The following is a 23868-nucleotide window of genomic DNA, read 5'->3' as shown; positions in this document are numbered from 1 at the left end:
CTACTCGCTGATCATTCTAGTCCTCTCGATGCTGGCGCTCTACGTGGCCCGCCCGGTGGTGCTGATGCGGGCCAGCTCGGGTGCGGATCGCACCTCGCCCTGGCCGGGTCACGGCAGGTGCTGGTCCAAGAACTGCCGCAGCCCGTCGCGATACGCCCGGCCGCTGGTGAGAAAACCGGTGTTGTGGTCACCGCGGATGGTGAGCAGCTGCGCCTCGCCCGGGGCGGCCTCGCGCAGGGAGCGGGCGTGGTGGTAGGGGATGATCTCGTCGTCACGGCTGTGAACGATCAGCACCGGCGCCCGGGTCTCGGCGAGATAGTCAGCAGTGGCGTATTCGAGCCGCGTTAGCCAGCGGGCGGGGTAGAACGGATAGAGGTCGCGGGCCACCGCCTCGGCCGATGTGAAGCTCGATTCCAGGATCAGCGCCGCCGGGCTGGTGTGGCGCGCCGCGCTGGCCGCCAGGGCGCCGCCCAGCGAGCGGCCATGGAAGACCATCCGCTCGCTGGGCACGCCCAGTTCCTCACGCACCCACCGGGCCACCGCACGGGCATCCTCGTGCAGCCCCGCCTCGTGGGCACTGCCTTCGCTTTGCCCGTATCCGCGGTAGTCGAAGATGATCACATCCAGCCCCAGATCGCGGAGGATCGCGATCGTGTCCAGGCGGTGGGAGATGTTCCCGGCGTTGCCGTGGAAGAACACCACCACCCCGCGCGGGCTATCAGCCGGGATGCGCCAGCCGTGCAGGGTGACCCCGTCGGTGCTCGGGATGGCCAGATCCTGATAGTCCCAGCCGCGGTCCGCCGGGGCGGATTGCAGCTCGCGGGAAGGGATCTGCGGCAGGTGGACCATCCGCTCCTGCCCGAAGAAAAGCAGCGCGCCGAAGCCGACGTAGATCAGACCGGCCGCTGCGGCGAGGCTCAGCAGCAAGCGCATCCGGATCTCCGTGAGCAGGCTGGGGGTTCCTGGCGGACAGGGTAACGGCTCGTGCCGCGCCGCGACGAGGGCGGGGCAGCGCTGGGCTACATTGGGGGCTGGGGAGTCGTGCGGGCGCAAAGGTGTGATCGTTATGAGGGGAGGCCGGCTCGCTCTTGTCACCCTGATCCTGGTCCTTGCGGGCCCGTCGTCTGGGGCCATGGAGCGGGCAGAGCCGGCGGGAGCCGGTGACAACCGGTCCTATGTGGCGCTCTACGTCGGCCAGAGCGCCCAGAACCGGCTGGTTCATATCATCAGTCGGGCCTCCGCCAGCCGGCAGGAGAGCTATCTGCTGAGCGTGGCCTACGGCACCCGCTTCGCCCGTCGCGGCGGTCTGGACCTGGAGGTGGAGGGGCAGCTGGTCCGGCACACCGGTCTGCAGCGCCATGGGGAGATCAACGGCGTGTTGGTCGCGCGCTGGACCCGCTTCCCCTGGGATCGCTGGCTGGATACCCGGGCGGCCTTCGGCGAGGGGCTGTCCTGGGCGACCGAGGAGCCCCCCATCGAGCCCCGTGGGGATAAGGACGACGAGAAAGCATCCACCCGATTGCTCAACTACCTGCTGCTGGAGTTGGAGGGCAAGCCCCCGGGGCGGGCCTGGAGTGGATTCGTGCGCATCCACCACCGCTCCGGCGTCTTCGGCCTGTTCGACGGGGTCCGCGGCGGCTCCAATTTCGTCGGCTTCGGGGTGCGGCGCTATTTTCGGGGCCTGCCCCTTGTGCGTAAGGTGAGGCGGTCACCCTCGGGGCGAGCGGGCCCCGCCGGGGTCGACAGCTTTTGAGGAAACAAGGGGATACTTTAATGGTGAACGCTCAAGGCAATCGGGTCGTGGTACTGGATGGTGGCATGGGGCAGGAGCTGCGCCGGCGCAGCAGCCGCCCGGCGTCACCGCTGTGGTCCGCCCAGGTGATGCTGGAAGAGCCGGAGCTGGTGGTCGCCGCCCATCGTGACTTCATCAAGGCCGGCGCCCGGGTGATCACCGCCAACACCTATAGTGCCACCCCGCGCCGTCTGGCCCGTGACGGGGACCCCGATCTATTCCATCCCCTGCACGAGGCGGCACTAAACGCCGCCCGCACGGCCCGTGAGGAAACGGGTCAGGATGTGCGCATCGCCGGTTGCCTGCCACCGCTGGTGGCGAGCTATCGCCCCGACGTAGCGCCGGACGACGCCACCTGTCACGCCGACTACCGCCAGATGGTCGAGGCCCAGGCCGAGGGGGTCGATCTTTTCCTCTGCGAGACCATGTCCCTCGCCCGTGAGGCCCGAGCCGCGACGATTGCCGGGGTGGAGAGCAATCTGCCGGTCTGGACCGCGTTCACGGTGGACGACGGGGATGGCACACGCCTGCGCTCCGGCGAGTCTCTTGCCGAAGCGGCTCGTGAAGTGGTGGCCGTGGGCGCGCAGGGCGTGCTGATCAACTGCGCGGTGCCCGAGGCAGTCACCACGGCCATGAGCGAGATCGCGGAGCTTGGCGTGCCGTTGGGCGCCTACGCCAACGCCTTCACCTCCGTCGAGGCACTGCAGCCGGGGGGTACGGTCGATGTGCTGGAGGCCCGCAAGGACCTCGACCCCGCCGCCTATGCCGAGCATGCGCTGGGCTGGGTGCGACAGGGTGCGAGCATCGTCGGTGGCTGCTGCGAGGTGGGGCCGGCCCACATCGAGACCCTAACCAAGGAGCTGGCCGCCGCCGGGTACGAGTTGGTATCGGCCTAGCGGCCGGTTACCTCCTGAAGGACCGCGGGCCTTGATGGCCGCGGGGCGCTCGATCAGGGACGATCGAGCCCTGTGGGGTACCGGATGTGCTCCGCCCGCGGCAACTGAACTGGAGGGTGCGGTCGCTGCCAACGCCGCCTTCTTCGCAGGTGGGCACGATCTAACCATTGGCCGCGAGGGCGCGCGGCCAGGGGCGCGATGCGCTGTCTCCACACCTTTTTCCACAGGATTTGTGGAAACGGAGGAGTCTCCGACCTTGTGCTTGGCCGAGCCGTCGGCGCCTGGTCTGTGAAAGGCGGGCTGGTCGCCCCGCAAAAATGCCCGACCCACGACTAATCGGCGCCATCCAGGCCCATCTGCCAGAAATCGATCTCCAGACGGGTCGCATCCCGGAAGACCTCCGTCAGCTCGTCGAAGCGGCTGCGGGTCACCTCCGCCAAGCGGGTGTTGAGCCACGCCCGCTCGGCCTGCATGCCCGCCTGGAACTCCTCGCTCTCGTACATGGCAATCCAGGCGTCGTAGGGATTGGCGTCGCCGCGCACGGTGTCCGGCTGCGCATTGAGCCAGTTGGCGATCTCCCCGTAACCCACCAGGCAGGGTGCCAGGGCCACATGCAGATCGAGGAGGTCGCCGCGGTTGCCGGTGTCCAGCACGTACCGGGTATAGGCCATAGTGGCTCGTGCCTCGGGCAGCTTCGCGAGATCCGCTTCCGAGATGCCCCACTCGCGGCAGAACGACACGTGCAAACCAAGCTCTACGTCCAGGATCGTCTTCATACCCTCATGGGCCTGGCGGAGATCCTCCAGGTTGCGGCTCTTGTAGGCCGCCAGGGCGTAAGCGCGGGCAAAGTGGGTCAGGAACAGGTAATCCTGTTTGAGGTAGTGGCGGAAGGCCTCCGCGCTCAGGGTGCCTTGACCGAGCGTGCGCACAAACTCGTGCTCGATGTACGCCCGCCAGTCCTGTTCGCAGGCCGCGACCAGGTCATCGAACGTGAAAGCCATCGTGCTTGCCTCCCTGTGGCGCGGTGCTCCGGGTTCTCAATCCCGCTTGCAGGATACCAGCCCTTGACGCTCTCGCTCGTGAGTGGCCCGAGGCGGTGAGCAGAATCTGTCCATCGCTCGCGAGCCCGCGCAGCGCGGGGCTGCACCGGGTGTCTCCACACGGTTTTCCACAGTTATTGTGAAAACCGGCCGGTCCATGCTGGTAGGCTCGGAGACCGATAAGCGGCGGAGCGAGCAAAGGGGGGTATGGTGAGCGCATGGAGTCTCTGGTTGGGTGGGGCGATCGTCCTGGTCCTGACGGATCTTTTCCTCTTCGGCGGAGCGAGCGGTGTGCTGCTCGCTGCGGCGGGCATGGCGCTTTTCGGGATGGGAGCCGCGCTGTTGGGTCTGTCCTGGGAGTTGCAGATCCTCACCGCCGCGCTCTCCGGGGTGGTGTTGGTGCCGCTGGCGCTGATGCTGCTCCGGCGCTGGACGCCGGGGCAACTGACGCAGGGCGTGGACGACCCGCGGGTGCGGCACCAGACGTTTCGGGTCCACCTCGATGCCCGTGGCGATCCGCGGGTCCACATCCTCGGTGATGAGTTCGGCGCACGCCCCTGGTCGGCGGACATGCAGCTCGAGGAAGGGGCCGCGGTCCGACTGGTTCGCTTTGAGGGCACGACGGCGGTCGTAACCCGTGAGGACGGGGGTGGTGCCGGAAACCCCCAACAAGGACGCAAAGGTGAGCACCATGAATGATGCCGTGGCGATTCCCGAGGTGACCTCGATTCTGGTCGTGCTGATGGCGGTGCTGCTCATCGCCATCCTCGTCAAGGGTCTGGTGATCGTCCCGCAACGCCATGCGATGGTGATCGAGCGCCTGGGTCGTTACCACCGGACGCTGGAGGCGGGGCTGAATCTGATCATCCCCATCCTCGACCGACCCCGTCCGATCACCATTGTCCGCTACCGCGACAACAAGAAGACCATCGATACGGAAAAGCAGATCGACCTGCGTGAGGTCGTGCTCGACTTCCCCAAGCAGGAGGTCATCACCCGCGACAATGTCGGGGTGCGCATCGACGGGGTGCTGTACTACCAGATCATGGACGCCCAGGCGGCCATTTACGGCGCCGAGAACCTGGTCCTTGCCGTCCAGACCCTGGCGCAGACCTCGCTGCGCTCGGAGATCGGGCGCATGGAGCTCGATCAGATCTTCGAGTCCCGTCAGGAAATCAACGGCCGGCTGCAGGCGACCATGGATGAGGCCGGCAACAAGTGGGGCGTGAAGGTCAATCGCGTCGAGATCCGCGATATCGACATCCCGGACGACATCCGCGAGGCCATGAACAAGCAGATGGCCGCCGAACGTGCCCGGCGCGCCGAGGTGCGCGAGGCAGAGGGCTACAAGCAGGCAGAGATCCTCAAGGCCGAGGGCGACAAGGAGGCCGCCGTGCAGCGGGCCGAAGGCGAGAAGCGGGCCATCAAACAGATCCTTGAGGCTGCCGACGACGCCGACGGCCTGGAGTCGCGGGATGCGATGCGCTACCTGATCGCCCAGGGCTACATCGAGGTGCTGCCCAAGGTCGCGCAGGACGGCGAGCGGGTGTTCCTGCCGCTGGAGGTCACGAGCCTGATGGGATCGGTGGGCGGTATTCGCGAGCTGCTGGGGCCGGCGACGGGGGCTGCGGCGGCTTCAAGCCAGTCCGGTTCCGGCGCCGGTGGATGAGCGGCCCGGCCGGACGATCCCCCATCTTCGGAGTTGGAGATAGCCATGAGTCAGCCTTTCGAGTCCGTCAACGTCCTGGGCCAGCCCCTCGCGCCCTGTAGCACTCAGCCTTTGACCGGTTTCTACCGGGACGGGTGCTGCAATACCAGCCACGAGGATTTCGGGATCCATACGGTCTGCGCCCAGCTGGACGAGGCGTTTCTGGCCTTTACCCGGGAGCAGGGCAATGACCTGACGACCCCCAACCCCGTCATGGGGTTTCCCGGCCTTCAGGCCGGGGACCGGTGGTGTCTGTGCGCCGGCCGCTGGATGGAGGCCTACCGCGCGGGAGTGGCTCCCAAAGTGGATCTGCACGCCACGCATGCCGAGACCCTGGCCGTGATCGACCTCGAGACGCTGAAGGCCTACGCGCTGTGAGTGCGAAGCCGTTGGTTCCGCGCCCGTTGCGCGCCTGCTAGCCCCCGCGGTCTTGGTTCCCTTGGCTAGGCAGCCTCTGGATGAGGGTAACCCCTCAAGTTAGAGTGCCAATCCACGTGCCTACATCTCAGGAGCAGGATCAGCGAGGATGAACCAAGAGAACCTGGCGAGCTTCATTTGGGGGGTTGCCGACCTCCTGCGCGGTACGCTCAAGCAGTCGCAGTACGGGCGGGTGATCCTGCCCTTCACGGTTCTGCGCCGGCTGGAGTGCGTCCTTGAGCCGACGCGGGATCAGGTCCTGGAGCAGGCCAAGGCCTATCAGGACAAGCCGGCGGCGATGCGCGATCGTATCCTGCGCAATGAGGCTGGTCTGGAGTTCTACAACACCTCGCCGTTGCGGCTGGCCACGGTCTCGGAGACCCACACCCGGGAGGACCTCAACGACTACGTGCGCCACTTCAGCGCGGCGGCGCGTGAGGTCTTCGAGCACTTCCGCTTCGAGGAGTTCCTGGAGCGCCTTGAACACGGCGACGCCCTCTATCCGGTGGTCCAGCGCTTTGCGGCCATGGATCTAAGTCCGCAGCGGCTCGATAACTTCTCCATGGGCGTGGTCTTCGAGGAGCTGATCCGCAAGTTCGCCGAGGCCTCCAACGAGACCGCCGGTGAGCACTTCACGCCCCGGGATGTCGTGCACCTGACGACGTCGCTGGTCTTCACCGGCCAGCAGGGGCGGCTGCAGCGCGGAGAGATCATCAAGATCTACGACCCGGCAGCGGGCACCGGCGGGTTCCTGTCCGAGGCGCAGAACTACATCCAGCAGATCAGTGAGGGCGTGGATGTCTCGCTGCACGGCCAGGAGCTCAACCCGGAGTCCTACGCCATCTGCAAGGCGGACATGCTCATCAAGGGCGAGCCGGTGAGCAATATCTCCCTGGGCAACACACTCTCCGACGATCAGCACCATGGGGAGCGCTTTGATTACCTGCTCGCCAATCCGCCGTTCGGGGTGGACTGGAAGGGTAGTCAGCGTGCAGTGAACGAAGAGCACGAGCAGCTGGGTTTCGCCGGCCGCTTCGGCCCCGGGCTGCCGCGGGTCAATGACGGGGCGCTGCTCTTCCTACTCCATCTGGTGAGCAAGATGCGCCAGGACCAGAGCAGCCCGTGGCCGTCGCGCATCGGCATCATCCTCAACGGCTCGCCGCTGTTCACCGGCGGCGCCGGCGGAGGTGAGTCGGAGATCCGGCGCTACCTGCTTGAGCGCGATCTCGTCGAGGCGATCGTGGCCCTGCCCACGGACATGTTCTACAACACCGGCATCGCCACCTACGTCTGGATCCTCTCCAACGCCAAGCCCGCCGAGCGCAAGGGGCACGTGCAGCTGATCAACGCCACTGAGCACTACTCGAAGATGCGCAAGTCGCTCGGCAACAAACGCCAGTACCTCGACGACGAGGCAATCCGGACCATTGTGAAGCTCTACGGTGACTACCAGGAGACTGAGGAGAGCCGGATCTTTCCTGTGGAGACCTTCGGCTACCGGCGGATCACCGTCGAGCGCCCGCTGCGCCTCAACTTCCAGGCCAGCGAGGAGCGCATCGTCCGGATTCCAGAGCAAAAGCCCATCCAGAAGCTCGGCGAGGAGGATCAGCAGGCGATCCTGGACGCCTGCCGTCGGCTCGATGGCGCCCTCTACCAAGACCGCCAGGTCTTCACCCGGGAGCTCGAAGCCGCCCTGAAGAGTGAGGGTGTGAAACTCAAGCCGAACCAGCACAAGGCCGTGCTCGCCGCCCTTAGCGAGCGCGACCCCGAGGCGCCGATTTGCCGGGACAAGAAGGGGCGGGCCGAGCCGGACCCGGAACTGCGGGATGCCGAGAACGTGCCGCTGACCGAGTCCGTCAACGACTACTTCGAGCGCGAGGTGAAGCCGCACGTCCCCGATGCCTGGATCGACACCAGCAAGAAGGATGCGCGTGATGGGGAGGTGGGCATCGTCGGCTACGAGATCCCGTTCAACCGCTACTTCTACAAGTACGAGCCGCCGCGACCGCTCGAGGAGATCGACGCCGACCTGCGGGAGTGCACCGACCGTATCAAGCGGATGATTGAGGAGCTTTCGGCGTGACGGGCTGTGGCTGGCCGAGAGCCCAGATGGGCTGCCTCGCACGGGGCGTGTTGGGGCGTCAGGCTGGCATCTTGACTCGTGGCCGCGGAGTCACTAACCTCATCGATAACACACCCGCCATGCCTCTCACGGAAGCACACTTTGGCGGGTTTTTTGTGTCCGGGGGTTGCCTGTGAGCAATTTCCGGAAGCCGCCCACCGATATCCCCCAGCAGATCGAGCTGCTCCAAGGGCGGGGACTATCAGTTCCCGACACGGGGCGGGCCCACAGGTACCTGGCCAATATCAGCTACTACCGGTTGTCGGCCTACATGAGGCCCTTCTACCAGCCGGGCCTCACTGAGCACCGGTTCCTCTCGGGCACAACTTTTGATGATGTGCTGGACCTGTACGTTTTCGACCGGGAACTTCGCTTGCTGCTGCTGGATGCGGTCGAGCGCCTTGAGGTCGCCCTCCGAGCCCAGTTGGCGAACACACTGGCGGAACATCATGGGCCCCACGGTTACCTAGATCCGGCAATCTTCGACGACCGCTACAACCACGCCTGGCTGCTGGAGCGGCTGGACAACGCCGCGCTTGGGCGCGACGCGGAAGCTTTCCTTGTCCACTATCGACAGAAGTATCGGTCGGCGCCCAATCAGCCCCCGATCTGGATGGCCGTGGAGTTGCTCACTTTTAAGGAGGTCTCCACACTTTTTTCGCAACTCCGACTGGCTCAGGACACGCAGCGCATCGAAAAACATTTCGGCTGGCGCTTTCCTGTGCTGCGCTCTTGGTTTCGGAGCCTTTCAGACCTGCGCAATCTCTGCGCACACCATAGCCGAGTGTGGAATCGCGAATTCGGTAGCCGCCCGGAAATGCCGAAGAAGATCAGAGCCCCATGGCCGGATCTGCCGCAGCGGCTACCGACTGGCTCAAAGGTTCACCCTGAGCAAAGCGTGATTCCACAGCGACGTCTTTACATGCAGGTAATTGTTATCGAGAGCCTAATGCAGGCCGTCTCCCCGGGTAGCCGGTGGGCCGGGAGATTGGCACAGTTATTGTCAAGGTACCCCTCCGTATCTCGGGCGCATATGGGTTTTCCCGGGCGGTGGGATGAAGACCCCTTCTGGGCAGACGCTATCAGAAGTCCACGGTAAGGAGCAGCAGCGTGCGGTTTCCCAAGTATCCAGACTACAAGGATTCGGGTGTGGAGTGGCTAGGGCGGGTGCCATCGCATTGGCTTGTGTGCCGGCTGCGTTATACGGCGACCTTGAACCCGTCGAAGTCCGAGGTGCGTGGGTTATCCGCGGATACTGAGGTCACGTTCTTACCCATGGAAGCCGTGGGTGAAGATGGTTCTTTAGAAGTCTCGGAGGAACGCGCTATAGGTGAGGTTATTGATGGTTACACGTATCTCCGCGAAGGAGATGTGGCGTACGCAAAGATCACGCCGTGCTTCGAGAACGGGAAGTCCACCCTCATTCGCGGGACACGGAACGGTATCGCCTTCGGCACCACCGAGCTTACGGTACTTCGCCCGGCCTCTCGCCAGCTGACTCCAGAATACTTGTTCCGGGTTGTCTCCTCCGAGCCATTTCGTACTTTGGGAGAGGCCTCGATGTATGGGGCCGGAGGCCAGAAGCGCGTTCCAGAGGACTTTGCGCGCAACTTCACGATCGCATGGCCACCGCTACGAGAGCAGAAGATCATCGCCAATTTCCTCAACCACGAAACCGCCCGCATCGACGCCCTGATCGAGGAGCAGCAGCGCCTGATCGAGCTGCTCAAGGAGAAGCGCCAGGCGGTCATCTCCCATGCCGTCACCAAGGGCCTTGATCCGGATGTGCCGATGAAGGACTCCGGTGTGGAGTGGCTGGGGGAGGTTCCAGCGCATTGGGGCGTTATGCCGCTGATGCACCTGACGCCTGAAAATAGACAGATAATGTACGGAATTGTTCTTCCTGGGCCTCATGTGGATGGTGGTGTACCAATTATTAAAGGGGGCGATGTTGCAGCTGATCGTTTAGATCCAAAAAAATTAAGTCGTACATCGCCTGAGATAGAATCCAATTATGAGAGATCCCGTCTTGCTCCCGGGGATATTGTCTATTCAATCAGGGGAAGCATCGGTGAGGCTGAGTGTGTTCCGTCGCAGCTCGAGAATGCAAATCTAACACAAGACGCCGCTAGAATATCGCCTCGCTCTACAGTCCATAATCAATGGCTGCTCCATTGTGTTCAGTCAAAACCAGTATTTGCTCAGCTCGAGGCTGGGGCGGTGGGCGCTACGATTCGCGGTATTAACATAAAAGATTTAAAGAGGGCCAAGATTCCTGTTCCTCCCCCTTTTGAGCAGGAGGAGTTAGCAGAGCATTTAGGTGCCCAAACACGAGGGCTTGATCTCCTGGTACAGCAGGTTGAAAAACAAAATAATATTCTAGCTGAGCGGCGCTCCGCCCTGATCTCCGCCGCCGTCACCGGCAAGATCGACGTCCGCGATTGGACGCCGCCGGCCTTAAGCACGGAGGCTGAGCATGAAGGCGTGGGGGCCGTGACATGAGCTACGGCCGCAGCCTGCGCCTGTTTCTGGTGGATGACTCACCGAACGGGCTGATTACCGCTGAGATCATGAACTGGACCGGTCATGTGTTGACCGGTCCGCGGAGCAAGCTCAGTGAGCTCATCCAGCGTCCCGAGTGTGCGCGCACCGGCGTGTACTTCCTGGTCGGGCCGGATCCGGACAACAGCCTGCGCCCGCTGGTCTACATCGGCGAGACCGATGACGTCGGGACACGGCTCAAGCAGCACAACCGCCCGGAGGATCAGGGCGGCAAGGACTTCTGGGAGAAGGTCTGCCTGGTCACCAGCAAGGACCAGAATCTGACCAAGGCCCACGTCAAACACCTGGAGAGCTTGCTCATCCAAAACGCCATCGAGGTCGGCCGGTGTCGTCTGGCCAACGGCACGGCGAAGGCGTACGCCAACCTGCCGGAAGCGGACCGGGCCGACATGGCCTTCTTCCTCGATCAGATCCGCGTCGTCCTGCCGGTGCTCGGCTTCGACTTCCTGCGGGCGGTGCCGAAGCCATCGACGCCGGAGAAGCCGGGCGATCAGCCGAAGGCGGAAGCCTCGCCGTTTTTTAGCCTGGAGCTGCCGAAACACGGGCTCAAGGCCCGCGGCCAGGAGTACGAAGGCGAGTTCTACGTGCTATCCGGATCCCTGGCCCGAGAGTCGTGGAAGGGACCAAGCGGTGGCTACGAGGCCTTGTTCCACCAGCTCTGTGAAGACGGGGTGCTGGTCGACGACGGTGCCGGGCATCGGCGGTTCACCCAGGATCAGGCCTTCTCGAGCCCGAGCGCTGCAGCGGCCATGGTCTCCGGCCGCACTGCCAATGGACGTACCGCATGGAAGCTCGAGGGGAGTTGCGAAACCTATGCGGAATGGCAGGATCGACAGGTACAGGCCGCCGAGGAAGCGGCGGCATCGGCGAGTGATCAAGGAGTGAGCCCGGGCGATGGCGGACCCTAAAGAGCGCGCCTTCCAACAGGCCATCATCGACGAACTGGTTGCCGCCGGGTGGCAGCTTGGCAGCAGCGCCGCCTACGACCGCGAGCGCGCCCTCTACCCCGAGGATGTGATCGGTTACTTCCGGGAGGCCCACCCGGATCAGTGGGAGCGTTTCGCCAAGCACAACGCCCGGGAGCCGGAGAAGGCGCTGCTCGATCACGTGGCCCGCGAGCTGGAGAAGGTCGGCACACTCGAGGTGCTGCGCCACGGCTTCCGCACCCCGGGGGCCAAGGTCGAGCTGGCCACTTTCAAGCCCGATCACTCGATGAATGAGACGGTGCTTGAGCGCTACCGGCAGAACCGGTTGCGCGTGGTGCCCGAGCTCTCGTACTCGCCGCACGCGCAGGAGGGCACGTACAACCCCCGGCTGGATCTGGCTCTGTTCGTTAACGGCCTGCCCGTGGCCACCCTGGAGCTCAAGAGCGAGTTCCAGCAGTCGGTGGAGCAGGCGATCCGCCAGTACAAGCACGACCGGCCAACGAAGGCGAAGACCAACGGCAAGCAGGAGCCGCTGCTCAAGTTCAGGCGCGGCGCGCTGGTTCACTTCGCCGTCAGCCAGGACCGGGTGGCCATGACCACCCACCTGCAGGGCAAGAAGACAAAGTTCCTCCCCTTCGATCGCGGCACCGAAGAAGGTGGTGCGGGCAATCCGCCCCCGGCCTCCGAGAACGGTTACGCCACCAGTTACCTCTGGCGCGAGGTCTTCCAGCCGGATCACTGGCTGCACATCCTGGGGCGGTTCCTGCACCTGGAGCAGAAGACGCACGAGGACTTCCACGGCCGCCGGAGCAAGAAGGAAGCGCTGATCTTCCCGCGCTACCACCAGTGGGAAGCGGTCACCCGCCTGATTGACGCCACCCGGGAGGAGGGGCCCGGGCAGCGCTACTTGATCCAGCACAGCGCCGGCTCCGGCAAGTCGAACTCCATCGCCTGGACCAGCCATCAGCTGGCCAGTCTCTACAACGACCAGGGTGAGAAGCTCTTCGATTCGGTGATCGTCGTCACTGACCGCAACGTCCTCGACCAGCAGCTGCAGCAGACGATCTACCAGTTCGAGCACGCCAGCGGGGTGGTTCGCCCGATCACCGGTAGCGAGGGCCGCAGCAAGTCCGAGCAGCTGGCCGAGGCGCTGAAGGCGCGCACGCGGATCATCGTGGTCACCATCCAGACCTTCCCGGCGCTGTTTGAGGCACTGGATCGGCACAAGGATCTGGCCGCCGGCAAGTACGCGGTCATCGCCGATGAGGCGCACTCCTCGCAGACCGGCACCTCGGCGCACAAGCTCAAGGCGCTGCTCGGTGTCGAGCGCGGTGAGGATGAGGAGGTCAGTGCCGAGGAACTGCTTGATGAGGCGGTGGCGGCCCGCGGCCACACGGATCGGATCAGCTACTACGCCTTCACGGCCACGCCCAAGGCGCGGACGCTGGAGACGTTCGGCCGCCCGCCTGATCCCTCCCGGGGGCCGGCCTCGGACAACCTGCCGGCACCCTTCCACGTCTACTCCATGCGCCAGGCCATCGAGGAGGGGTTCATCCTCGATGTGCTGCAGAACTACATCACCTATAAGACGGCCTTCCGGCTGGCGCACCCCCACGGTGAGGCGTACGAGGTCGACGCCCGCGAGGCTTCATCGAAGATCGCCCGCTGGGTGCGGCTGCACGAGTACAACATCGAGCAGAAGGTGGAGGTCATCGTCGAGCACTTCCGCGAGCACGTGCGCCACTTGCTCGATGGCCAGGCCAAGGCCATGGTGGTCACCAGCAGCCGCCGGGAGGCGGTGCGCTACCAGATCGCCATGCGCAAGTACATCGACCAGCAGGGCTACGCCGATGTCCACCCGCTGGTGGCTTTCTCCGGGCAGGTGGAGCCGGATGAGGTGATTCGGCAGGCAGTGGATGAGCGCAGCAGCCTCCTCAATCCGGGGCTCAAGGGCCGCGACCATCGGGACGCCTTCGACACCGATGACTTCAACGTGATGATCGCGGCCAACAAGTTCCAGACCGGCTTCGACCAGCCGAAGCTCTGCGCGATGTACGTCGACAAGCCACTCCAGGGGGTGGATTGCGTCCAGACGCTCAGCCGCCTCAACCGCCCGTTCGAGGGCAAGGAGGGGCGCACCTTCATCCTCGATTTCGTCAATGACCCGGAAGAGGTGCGCAAGGCCTTCGAGCCGTACTACCACACCGCCGAGCTGGAGGATGTCTCGGACGCCCAGGTCGTCTACGACCTGATGCGCAAGCTCAACGACGCGCAGATCTACCAGTGGGAGGAGGTCACGCAGTTTGCCCACGCCTTCTACGACTCGAAGGCCAAGGACTCGAAGCTCAGCTACTACGTCCGCCCCGCGCAGGACCGGTTCCAGAAGCGCTACCAGGCCGCCATCGAGGCGATGCGCAACTGGGAGTCCGAGCGCAGGCGTGCCGAGTGCCAAGGCGATCAGGCCGGACAGCAGCGTGCGGAATACGAGCTCAAGGAAGCGAACGAGGCGAGGGAGTCTCTGGAACTCTTCAAGAAGGACCTCAACAGCTTCGTGCGCATCTACGAGTTTCTCTCGCAGGTGATCGAATACGGAGACCGTGATCTGGAGGCCCTGGCCGTTTTCGGCCGCTACTTGGGTCCGCTCCTACGCCTGGAAGCCATCGATAAGGATGAGGTCGACGTCTCGGAACTGGAGCTGACCCACTACCGCATCCAGAAGCAGGCCGAGCAGGCCGTTCGACTGGGAGAAGATCAGGGCGCGTACGCCCTCCGCCCGGTCAGCGAGGCCGGGTCAGGGCAGGCGCGGGAGCCTGAAAAGAAACCGCTCCAGGAAATCATCGACCGGCTCAACGATCTCTTCGGTCACGACACTGCCGACGAGGACAAGCTGACCTGGCTGCAGGAACTCGGCATCCGGGCGCGACGGCACGAGCAGGTCGACCGCCAGATCGACACCTACGATGTCGACCAGATCATGCACGGGAGCTTCCCCAAGGTGCTGGAGAAGATCCTCATCGACAGCATCCAGGAGCGTGAGCAGATGGCCACCAAGGCCCTGGAGAGCAACGACAACTTCGATGCCCTGGCGCGGCTGCTTGTGCGGTTTATGAAAGCGGAGAAGGCCGCGCAGCACTCATGACGATGCCGGGGTGTAGCCGACCCTGAACGTCGGTGCCAGTGCGGAGTTCCGCGATTGCGGCCCAGGACCTGACTCGGGCCCCAGTGAACGGTTGATGCCGCATGCATTGCAGCGCTGGGTGCAAGCCGATACCGTAGTCACTTAAGGATATCTTGCGTCGGCCGAGGCAACGGGCCACCCAGCGACACTATCAGGAGACAAGGACGGTCGTTTGATGCATCTCGCCTTCACCCCCGGCACCTTGTTGGGGGCAGCACCCACCCCAGCGGCACAGAAACCACGAAGCGCTTCACCACCATGCGTGTCGATAGGCCCAGGGGCCCGCGCGTGAGGCCGGTACCCGGCGACCTGCCAGCGGGGGCGCCGTGGCGATATACCACCCCTTGGAGGTACTGCTTCCAGCACCGCCGCCGGTGCGCGCCTTCCAAGTGTCTTCCAGCTATCTCCGTTGCCCTGGCTTGCTTGGTGCCGGGCGTTTTGTTCTTACGGCACCGGACCACCGACGCAATCGCCTCATCTCCCAGTTGCGGGATATACAGAATCACGGCCCACGGGGATACACAGAATCTGTCGATACCACTGTTGGGATGTAACCAGGAGGCTTTTAGATGGTTGAGATCACGAGAACTCCGTACGAGTACGAAGAGTTCCAATCGAAGGAAATTCAGTCGACGGCGCAACGGGTGGCGGGTCTGCGGGAAAAGGGAAGTCTATCACCCGAAGTTCTCCATCGTATTCGGCGGTTCTTCAAAATCAAAAACATTTACCACTCTAACGCCATCGAGGGGAATATCCTAGACGTCGGAGAGACGCGGCAAGTAGTGGAGATGGGGTTAACGATCACCGGTAAGCCTCTCAAAGACCAAGCAGAAGCCAGGAATTTGTCGGAAGCGTTGGATTTCCTTGAAGAGCTTGCGGCGGATTCGACAAGGCCCATACGGGAGCCCGATATTCGCCAGATCCATGGTCTCGTGCTGAAAGGGATCAATGACGACGAGGCCGGCGCCTATAGAACGGTCAATGTAGAAATCAGCGGTTCGGAGTTTGCGCCCCCGGGCCCCGAGTCATTAAGGGCCGAGATGAACCGCTTGGGAGAATGGCTGTCCAGTGCCAGCGTCCCTGGGGAACTTTTTGGCCAAGAAGATGCGTTGATCGCCGCAGCCGCGGCGCATACATGGTTCGTAACGATCCATCCATTTATCGATGGGAACGGCCGTGTGGGTCGGTTACTTATGAACCTGATTCTTATGCGGTACGGCTACCCGATTGCGATTATCACAAATGAGGATCGGCTACGGTACTACGATGCGCTTGAAACATCGCAAGGAAGCGATCTTACCGGTTTTATCTCCCTTTTAAACGAGTCTGTATGCGAGAGTTTAGAAGAGTACGAACGAGCGGCGGAGGAGCAGCGCGAGCATTTCGAATGGGCGGAATCGTTAGCACAGAAGTTTAGCGAACCGGAGCGCGTTCGAGCGCACAACGAGTACGAAGTGTGGAAGAACGCGATGGAGCTGCTAAAAAGCTACTTTCGACAGGCCGCCGAACTGGTCGACCAAGCGGATTACGCAAAGGTTTATTTTAGAGATTTCGGTACGCTCGATTTCGCCAAATACTCGGCTCTTCGGTTAGGGGATTCCGCGAAACGTACCTGGTTCATGCGGACGGACTTCCGCCAAGGGGATCGGTCAGCGCGTTATTTATTCTTCTTTGGTCATGCATCGCCGCGCTTGCGGGATAGATGCGATGTAACCCTTTTTGTTGCACGTGAGGAGCCAGAGGGCTCGTATCACTATGAGAGACTGGATAATCTTGGAAAGCCCAACGTTCCGCCGTTTTTTGAGTTGGGGTATGAGATGAGTAAAGAACGATTTGTGGTCCGCCATGAGAACCGTCGAACGAGAGTCGAGAAACTTGAGGAGATTGTGAAGAGTTTCTTTGAAGAAGTGGTGAGTAAACATTTCTCCGGATAGCATCATCCCAACAAGACGCTCAACCGGACGCTCGTATCTCGCGCCGGTTAGCTAAGCGTTAGCGGCAAGAACGATCAAGAACAATGGCAACCGCGGATTCAGAAATGACATATGAAGAGCTAGCAAGGCACGCCCAGAGATTTCTTGCTGAGCGTCCGGTTGTCGTGCTCGGTACGGGAGCCACGATTCCTCATGGTCTCCCGTCCATGTCAGCCCTTGCCGACGGGCTGCTCACCGCCATCACAGACAACCCCCAGGGCTGGGATGCCTTTGCCGAGCGTTTGCTCGCGACAAAAGACCTTGAGCAAGCCCTTCACGATGTGCCGCTGCCACAAGACACCGTCGAGAATCTGGTTCGGGCAACCTGGGAGATTGTTTCGGCAGAAGACATCGGACTTTACAATCAGCTCCTGAAAGGCGAAGTAGCCTTTCCGCTATCCGACTTGTTCGCCTACCTTCTGCGAACTGCGGACTCTCATCTCCGGGTTGTAACCACGAATTACGACCGCGTTGCGGAGTATGCTGCGAACGCGGTCGGGGCGTATGCGTCTACGGGCGTCACCGCCGGATGGCTTCAGCGTTTCGTCCCAACATCCGTTGATCGAGAGCGAGCGCCTTCACCCGGATTTGAAGGAATTGTGACGATCCTCAAGGTTCACGGCTCCCTCGACTGGTTTCGTGATGCTACGGACGACGTGATAGCGGTCCCCCTTGCACAAGCGGTTCCTGAGAAGATGAAGCCCCTTGTCGTAACTCCCGGCGTCAGCAAGTACAGGGAGGTCCACAAGGACCCTTTCCGAACCGTGATGAGCGCGGCTGATACCGTTCTCCGCAAAGCTACATGCTACGTGTGCATCGGATACGGTTTCAACGACGAGCATGTGCAGCCTGTGCTGCTGAACCGTGTCATGAAAGAGGACATTCCTCTCGTTGTCGTCACCAAGGAACTCACGACGCAAACCAGAACTGCTTTTTTGAACCAACCGCCGAAACGGTTCCTGTTCGTGGAGGAAGCTCCCAACGGTACCATGGTGTACACACCGACCGACCCCGGCGGAGTCGTCTTGGACGGTGTGTCCGTCTGGCAGTTGCAGAACTTCATGAACATGATCACCGGAGAAGGAGGGGGTTAGCGAATGCCGATTTTTGACTATAACGCCGACGACGCCATCGGCTCGGTGTACAGCGTGGACACCGGCACCGTACTGGTTAGTGTGTCGGATATCGATGCACTTCGCGGGATGCAGGTCAATCATCTTGTCGTTCTGCGCAGTTCGCGCGCGGGCCAACACTTGATTGGGCTGATCAACAAGATCATGCGCAAGGCCCTCGTTGGGGTAAGTGAGAACGAGCAGGATGGCGACGAGATCCAGGACGACCGTGCTGTCGTCGAAAACATCGTCCGCGTGACACTCATCGGCACTCTTGTTGATGCCGTCGGCACCGAGCAGAACGTCTTCCGGCGAACACTCGAGACGGTACCCGAGATTGATGCGCCATGTTTCATGCTAGGCGGCGAAAGGCTCACGGCGTTCATGCGTGCGATTTCTAAGCAAATTGTCGAGGGCCAGGAGCCGCTGAGTCTGGGCAAGTATACGCTCGACGAGGAAGCCGACGCTTGGATTGACGGAAACCGCTTCTTCCAGCGCCATGCTGTTGTGGTCGGTAGCACAGGGTCCGGGAAGTCGTGGACGGTTGCCCGAATACTCGAGCAGGTCGCCCGACTACCGAATGCCAGCGCTCTCCTTTTTGACATTCACGGTGAGTACACCACATTGGACGGTGACGGCATCAGCCAACTGAAAGTGGCTGGGCCGGGCGATTTAGCCGCAGGCAGAACCCTCACAGATGGCGTGCTCTATCTGCCCTATTGGTTGCTGACGTACGAGGAAATGCTTGCCATGCTCCTTGATCGGAGCGACCAAAACGCGCCCAACCAGGCGATGATCTTCAACCGCGAGGTGATCGACGCGAAACGGGCCTATCTTGAAGAAAATAAAAAGAAAGACGTGCTTGCTAACTTCACCATTGATAGCCCAGTTCCGTATAGCATCGAAGCCGTTCTGGAAAAGCTTTGTGAATGCGATACCGAGATGGTCCCTGGCGCGAACAACCGAGAGAAACAGGGCCCTTTTCATGGAAAGCTGACACGATTCATTCAGCGACTTCAGTCCAAAACCGGGGACCGCCGCCTTGGCTTCCTTTTCAGTGCGGGCGATGACGCCATGCGGTACGAATGGATGCAGGAGCTCGCGACGGTCCTGCTTGGCAGCACCGCCGTCCGGGGGGCGGGAGGCGTCAAGATTATCGACTTTTCGGAGGTTCCCTCCGACATCTTGCCCCTGATTATCGGCCTGGTGGCGCGTGTGGTATTCTCGGTCCAGCAATGGACCGAGAAGGACAAACAACATCCGGTTGCGTTGCTCTGTGACGAAGCCCACCTCTATATCCCGGAACGACATGAATCCGGTGTCTCCGAAGAAGGACTGAAATCATTTGAGCGCATCGCAAAGGAGGGGCGGAAGTACGGTGTGGGACTGACCGTTATCAGTCAGCGTCCGGCGGAAGTGAACCGAACGGTATTGAGCCAGTGCAATAACTTCGTGGCGATGCGCTTGACCAACGCGGAAGACCAAGCGGTCATCCGTCGTTTAATGCCGGACACACTCGGGAGCTTCGCGGACCTTTTGCCGATTTTGGACATTGGTGAAGCTTTGGTAGTTGGTGACGCGGCCATCTTACCCAGCCGCATCCGCGTTGACGAGCCGAACAAGCGTCCGACCAGCGCAACGGTGGATTTCTGGGATCGCTGGGCGGAAGAGGCCATTGAGAGCGGAATCGTAGATGGCGTCGAGGCACTTCGAAGGCAGCAAACGACCAGATCATGAGACTGTCAGTACGCCGCTAACAAGGCGCTGCAGTAGACGCGCTGACGGGCGCTTCTGAGTTTGGGCGTTATCGCGCCGAACAAAGCTCGGCGCATCTTGCGGGGTGGAAGTCCCCGTCGGGTAGGGTTAGACACCCACCCGTATCGAGTCTTGGGCCTGTGGCGGAGTAAGGGAAGACGAACAAGTCGGTCCTGAAAAACTCAGCAAGGTGCTGATCTGTCGCGGGTTCTCGGCCCTTGAGGGCGGCTGGGATCACCGGGTTTTGGTATCCTGCGATTCGAAACCTTGCAAACGTGGACGGCTGTGATGGGGCCCAAGGATGATCGACAGACGCCGCAGCACGATCTCTTCGGCATGGAGCTGGCCAACCTCATCAACCCGCGGCATCCGCTGGTCCAGCTCGCCGAGCGGATCGACTGGAGCGTGTTCGAGCAAAAGTGGGCAGGGTTCTTTCCCTCCACCACCGGCCGTCCGGCTGCACCACCACGGCTGATCGCCGGGCTGCTCTACCTGCAGCACGCCTACAACCTCTCCGATGAGGCCGTCCTTGAGCGCTGGCTGGAGTCGCCGTACTTCCAGTACTTCTGCGGTGAGCAGTACTTCCAGCACGAACTGCCCATCGACCCCTCATCGATGACGCGCTGGCGCAAGCGCATCGGCGAGGAAGGCGTTGAAGAGCTGCTCGCCCAGACGATTGAGACCGCCCGGCGCGAAGGTCTGGTCAAACGCCAGAGCCTGGAGCGGATTACGGTGGACACCACCGTCCAGGAGAGGGAAGGGATCTTCGATCACACCGAATTTCGTTGAGCGCAGATCGAACCCGCTCCTCAGCGCCCTGCAAAGGTCTGTGAAGCGAAGGGTTCCGACTCGGAGACGGCTCTAAGCCGTTGATTTGGTTGGTGGGCGGCGCTGGGATCGAACCAGCGACCCCTGCCGTGTGAAGGCAAAGGCGCGTGCCAGTCTCATCAAACGCTTAGCTAGGAAACGCCCGAAAAACAAGGCGTTGCATTCATCACCAGTCCCCGTTTATCCCCTCTTTCCCCCGTGGCTCCGGAGGTTCACTGTGACACAGGTGTGACACAGCTCCAAGGCGGTGTTGACCTTGCAGGTTGGGAAGCTACTCATCGCCCGAGCTTCATTTGTCCAGCGCCTGGCGCAGGCTCGATAGTTAGATCCGAGGTGAGGAGCGCGGCCAGGCCCTGAGAGCTTGATGCTGTCGAAGGCTTCAGGCGCGTTCTCCCGGCGGGCATGAAACCCACATCTGCACAGGCGGATTTACTCAGGGGAGTGTGGCTCTCCGGGAGGAGGGCCATTGTCCGCGTCACTTGCTGAAGGGGAAAGGGATCCAATATGCGCCGTTTGATGAACAAAGCTGAGCTGGCCGATCTTTTGGGTATTACGCCACGCAGTCTGGATCGCCGCCGAGAGCGTGATCCGAGATCGCTGCCCCCGGCGGTGCGGCTTGGCAGGAGCCTGCGTTGGCGCCCAGAGGACGTAGAGGAATGGCTGGGCCGACAAACAGAAGATCAGGTGTCACCGTCAGTCCGAAGGGGCCGGCCGCGGTTGCGCTCCTGCGGGTAGCAGGTTACTGCGGCGTACCCGGAGATTTGCAGCTGGTTATGGCGAGCTGCTCTATACAGTGGAGACGCAACTCGCGTGCCGAGGCGGCAGCGTCAATCTATCGGGACAGGGCATCAACGGCGGGATGTGCGGTTTCCGCGACTGAGTGCATCGCTCGCTCGAGACCCCCGCCAGGAGTGAGGGGCCCCCTGGTCGGCCTCTTGGCTGATTCACGGGGCATGCCCACCGCCGCGTTCCCTGCGCCACAGCCCGGTTACCGGTAGCTGTTTCGCTAGGGCGGAGGTTGCCCTCTCCTGATGCCAGCTCTGATCGCCGAATTTGGCCGCGGGCCGGATGCTGAGGGGGAACCCGAGTTCGAGGCCATTGAGGAAGCGTGTACGAACTCGACTCTCACGGTGCTCAAGCGCGCCAGGTGGTCGATCTTGGGAGCAGCCGTATAGTGGAGTGAGTCTCCTGGGGGGCGCACCGAAGCATTGGAAGCTATAGGAAGACTGGAGCAGTCGAAAGTGAAGGTTGCAGCGGGCAAAGGGACTGACCTTGACCCGACCCGAGATTGGCACGGTGATCCATTCCTGAAGTGCCGGTGCCCAGAGGCGCAGAGGCGGCGGGGCCCCTCAGGGGGTGGACCTCGCGCCGCGCTCAAGGAGTTCGGTGAGCTGATCTGCCCCCATGGGGCGACCGAGACCGAAGCCCTGGCCCCGCTCGCACCCGAGCCCTTGGACAAAGGCGCGCTGCGCGTCTGTCTCGATTCCCTCCGCCACTACCGGCATACCCAGCCCCTTGGCGAGGCTCACGATCCCGCGGACCAGGGCCTCGGACTTGGCGGAGCTGCCTATGCCGCTGACGAAGGCGCGATCGATCTTAAGCGTGGTCAGTGGCAGGGCCTGGAGGTAGGCCAGGGCGCTGTAGCCGGTGCCGAAGTCATCCAGCGCTAGTTGGACGCCCATGGCTGAGAGCTCCTCGAAGACCGCCTGGGTGCCCGCGTCGAGGTCGAGGAGCAGCGTCTCGGTGAGCTCCAGCTCCAGGGTGCCCTCGGGTACCCCGGTCTCGTCGAGGATTCGGGAGACCGAGCCGACCAGGTCGCTGGCGTGCACCTGCCGCGCCGAGAGGTTGACCGCCACCTGCATCGGATACCCCTGGTCCAGCCAGCCTCGGGCCTGGCGTGCCGCCGTCTCCAGCGTCCACTCACCAACCCGGTTGATCAGCCCCGACGCCTCAAGGATTGGGACGAAGACTCCGGGCGAGATCGGGCCGCGCTCCGGGTGGTCCCAGCGCAGGAGGGCCTCGGCGCCGACGATGCGCGCCGAGGCGAGATCAATCTGCGGCTGGTAGGCCAGGTAAAGCTCCCCTTTGTCCACCGCCCGCCGGAGCTCGGCGCGGAGCGTGAGCCGCTCCCGGAGCCGCTCGCTGGTCTGCGCGTCGGCGAGCCTGATGCTGGAGGTACCGGTGGCGAGGGCTTTGGCCGCGGCCGCCTCCGCCTGCCCGAGGAGCGCGCCAGACTCCAGGCTGTCCTTGGGGAAGAGTGCCGCCCCGGCACACGCCGAGGCGAGCGGGGCTTGGTCGCGCTGGGTAGCCAACTCGCGGTTGACCCCCTCGAGTAGCTTGCGGAGGAGGTCCGTGAACTGCTGCTCCGCGTCCGAGGGCCGCTCAAGGACGGCGATGATGCGCCCGCGAGCGGCAACGCCAAGGAAGTGGGACTGGCCAGCGAGCTGCTTGCGCAGGCCAAAGGTTAGGGCCTCGAGCAGCGCATCGCCGGGCTCTTCGCCCATGCCCTGGGTGATGGAAGCGAAGTCGCGGATCTCGACGGCCGCCACGGCGAGTTCCTGGTCGAGCCGCTCGGCGCGGTGCAGCGCATCTTCGAGTAGCTGCAGTGTGTACTTGCGGTTGGGTAGCCCCGTGCGGGGATTAAAGTTCGCGTGGTAGTGAAGTCGCTCGGCCTCGAGGCGGCGAAGCTCGGTGACCTCCCGCTGTACCGCGACCAGGTAGCGGGCCTCGCTGTCCGGGGTAGTGACGGGGGCGATGTTCCACCACGCCCGGTAGCGGGAGCCGTCCTTGCGGTAGTTCCAGGCCTCCCCTTCGAACCAGCCGTGGTCGCGCAGGTCCGCCTTGAGTCGGTCCAGTACCTCGCGCTCCGTGTCCGGCCCCTGCAGCACGCGCGGCGTCTGCCCCACGATCTCGTCCGGGGTGTAGCCGGTGATGCGCGTGAAGGCCTCGTTGACGTAGATGATCTGCGGCCCTGGCGGCTCGAGTTCTGCGGTGGTGATGACGATCGACTCGCCTGCCTGGCTGATCGCCGCCTCCAGCAGGCTTTGGCCGTCCCGCGCTGTCAGCAAGTCAGTGAGCGCCCGGAGCCCCTCTACGGCGCCGTCCGTTTGGGCCATGATCATCGTAGGTCAGACTCCCTGTCAGCGCCTCGATATGGCCGAGGGTAGATGATCCGGTCCCTTGATCGCCAGCGCCGTGGTCAGGGGGGGGGGCCTCAGCGGCCATCTCGACTCGGCGGATGGTCGATCAGCGCCTCGAGCGGGCCTGGGGGCGCGAACGAAGCAGAAATCCTGCCCTGCCGACAGCCCTCGGTGATCAGCTCCGCGCGCTCGCCCTCGGTTTGGGTGCCCTCGGCGATGATCCGGTGGGTGACCTCGCTCGCCTCGGCCATCACTGCCACATGCGCCGAGAACCGGATCGCGGCGCAGGGTGTCGGATCGCGCTGGTCGTCCCAGCCTTGGCCGATGCGTATTCCGGACGATCGTGACCGCGTTTTCCGCGTGAACGTGACCGATTCCGAGGTGCTTTGCGGAATCGCTGGTCACGGTGGCGGAATCGG

The 23868-nt window shown here is 62.9% G+C and carries 18 protein-coding genes, 1 tRNA gene and 1 pseudogene; 15 read left to right on the top strand and 5 right to left on the bottom strand.

Features of this window, described 5'->3' with window-relative positions; translation table 11 throughout:
- Window positions 1-108 precede the first annotated feature (108 nt).
- The gene (locus tag LRG10_RS05350) at window positions 109-933 is read right to left on the bottom strand and encodes an alpha/beta hydrolase (protein WP_201242381.1); all 825 of its coding nucleotides are present in this window, start codon (window positions 931-933) and stop codon (window positions 109-111) included.
- 199 nt (window positions 934-1132) lie between these two features.
- Here LRG10_RS05350 and LRG10_RS05345 point away from each other — a divergent pair, with 199 nt between their 5' ends.
- On the top strand, window positions 1133-1753 hold the full coding sequence (locus tag LRG10_RS05345; protein ID WP_238634876.1) for a hypothetical protein: 621 nt from the start codon (window positions 1133-1135) through the stop codon (window positions 1751-1753).
- Window positions 1754-1773: 20 nt separating this feature from the next.
- On the top strand, window positions 1774-2688 hold the full coding sequence (locus LRG10_RS05340; RefSeq protein WP_238634875.1) for a homocysteine S-methyltransferase family protein: 915 nt from the start codon (window positions 1774-1776) through the stop codon (window positions 2686-2688).
- 332 nt (window positions 2689-3020) lie between these two features.
- On the opposite strand, the gene tenA is transcribed toward LRG10_RS05340, so the two are convergent.
- Window positions 3021-3689 carry a thiaminase II gene (tenA, locus tag LRG10_RS05335; protein ID WP_238634874.1) on the bottom strand — a complete coding sequence of 223 codons (669 nt, stop codon included), beginning with the start codon at window positions 3687-3689 and terminating at the stop codon, window positions 3021-3023.
- Window positions 3690-3938: 249 nt separating this feature from the next.
- On the opposite strand from tenA, the gene LRG10_RS05330 reads away from it, so the two are divergent.
- The 12 genes and pseudogenes from LRG10_RS05330 to LRG10_RS05275 form a co-directional block, all read left to right on the top strand.
- On the top strand, window positions 3939-4427 hold the full coding sequence (locus tag LRG10_RS05330; protein ID WP_238634873.1) for an NfeD family protein: 489 nt from the start codon (window positions 3939-3941) through the stop codon (window positions 4425-4427).
- Entirely contained in the window at window positions 4420-5397 is a 978-nt protein-coding gene (locus tag LRG10_RS05325; RefSeq protein WP_238634897.1) for an SPFH domain-containing protein, read from the top strand. Before LRG10_RS05330 ends, LRG10_RS05325 begins: the two co-directional genes overlap by 8 nt.
- Before the next feature lie 45 nt (window positions 5398-5442).
- Window positions 5443-5814 (top strand): DUF2237 family protein, encoded by a 372-nt coding sequence (locus LRG10_RS05320; RefSeq protein WP_238634872.1) that lies wholly within the window; start codon window positions 5443-5445, stop codon window positions 5812-5814.
- Window positions 5815-5962: 148 nt separating this feature from the next.
- A complete protein-coding gene (locus LRG10_RS05315; protein ID WP_238634871.1) occupies window positions 5963-7936 on the top strand; it encodes a class I SAM-dependent DNA methyltransferase in 1974 nt (657 codons plus the stop codon).
- Between the two features lie 172 nt (window positions 7937-8108).
- Window positions 8109-9074 (top strand): Abi family protein, encoded by a 966-nt coding sequence (locus LRG10_RS05310; RefSeq protein ID WP_238634870.1) that lies wholly within the window; start codon window positions 8109-8111, stop codon window positions 9072-9074.
- Between the two features lie 11 nt (window positions 9075-9085).
- The gene (locus tag LRG10_RS13240) at window positions 9086-10477 is read left to right on the top strand and encodes a restriction endonuclease subunit S (RefSeq protein ID WP_238634869.1); all 1392 of its coding nucleotides are present in this window, start codon (window positions 9086-9088) and stop codon (window positions 10475-10477) included.
- Complete coding sequence (locus LRG10_RS05300; protein WP_238634868.1) at window positions 10474-11445, top strand: GIY-YIG nuclease family protein; 972 nt, start codon at window positions 10474-10476, stop codon at window positions 11443-11445. Before LRG10_RS13240 ends, LRG10_RS05300 begins: the two co-directional genes overlap by 4 nt.
- Complete coding sequence (locus LRG10_RS05295; RefSeq protein ID WP_238634867.1) at window positions 11432-14602, top strand: type I restriction endonuclease subunit R; 3171 nt, start codon at window positions 11432-11434, stop codon at window positions 14600-14602. Before LRG10_RS05300 ends, LRG10_RS05295 begins: the two co-directional genes overlap by 14 nt.
- Window positions 14603-15210: 608 nt before the next feature.
- Entirely contained in the window at window positions 15211-16575 is a 1365-nt protein-coding gene (locus tag LRG10_RS05290; RefSeq protein ID WP_238634866.1) for a Fic family protein, read from the top strand.
- A 104-nt stretch (window positions 16576-16679) separates the two neighbouring features.
- Window positions 16680-17708, top strand: a complete 1029-nt coding sequence (locus LRG10_RS05285) for an SIR2 family protein (RefSeq protein WP_238634865.1) — start codon at window positions 16680-16682, stop codon at window positions 17706-17708.
- Between the two features lie 3 nt (window positions 17709-17711).
- Complete coding sequence (locus tag LRG10_RS05280) at window positions 17712-19463, top strand: ATP-binding protein (protein ID WP_238634864.1); 1752 nt, start codon at window positions 17712-17714, stop codon at window positions 19461-19463.
- Window positions 19464-19769: 306 nt separating this feature from the next.
- Window positions 19770-20237: pseudogene (locus tag LRG10_RS05275) on the top strand (transposase); the annotation flags it as partial.
- A gap of 123 nt (window positions 20238-20360) precedes the next feature.
- Here LRG10_RS05275 and LRG10_RS05270 read toward each other — a convergent pair.
- Window positions 20361-20453: transfer RNA gene (locus tag LRG10_RS05270), tRNA-Val, on the bottom strand.
- 360 nt (window positions 20454-20813) lie between these two features.
- On the opposite strand from LRG10_RS05270, the gene LRG10_RS13235 reads away from it, so the two are divergent.
- Window positions 20814-21044, top strand: coding sequence for a helix-turn-helix transcriptional regulator (locus tag LRG10_RS13235; RefSeq protein WP_370645231.1), 231 nt, complete (start codon window positions 20814-20816; stop codon window positions 21042-21044).
- Between the two features lie 614 nt (window positions 21045-21658).
- Here LRG10_RS13235 and LRG10_RS05265 read toward each other — a convergent pair.
- Complete coding sequence (locus LRG10_RS05265; RefSeq protein ID WP_238634863.1) at window positions 21659-23431, bottom strand: bifunctional diguanylate cyclase/phosphodiesterase; 1773 nt, start codon at window positions 23429-23431, stop codon at window positions 21659-21661.
- 92 nt (window positions 23432-23523) lie between these two features.
- Window positions 23524-23700 (bottom strand): hypothetical protein, encoded by a 177-nt coding sequence (locus tag LRG10_RS05260; protein WP_238634862.1) that lies wholly within the window; start codon window positions 23698-23700, stop codon window positions 23524-23526.
- Between the last annotated feature and the right edge of the window lie 168 nt (window positions 23701-23868).

Source organism: Halorhodospira sp. 9628 (genome assembly GCF_022228075.1).
Classification (GTDB): domain Bacteria; phylum Pseudomonadota; class Gammaproteobacteria; order Nitrococcales; family Halorhodospiraceae; genus Halorhodospira; species Halorhodospira halophila_A.
Note: the sequence above shows the minus strand (reverse complement) of the source record. Positions and strands in the feature narration are given on the sequence as shown.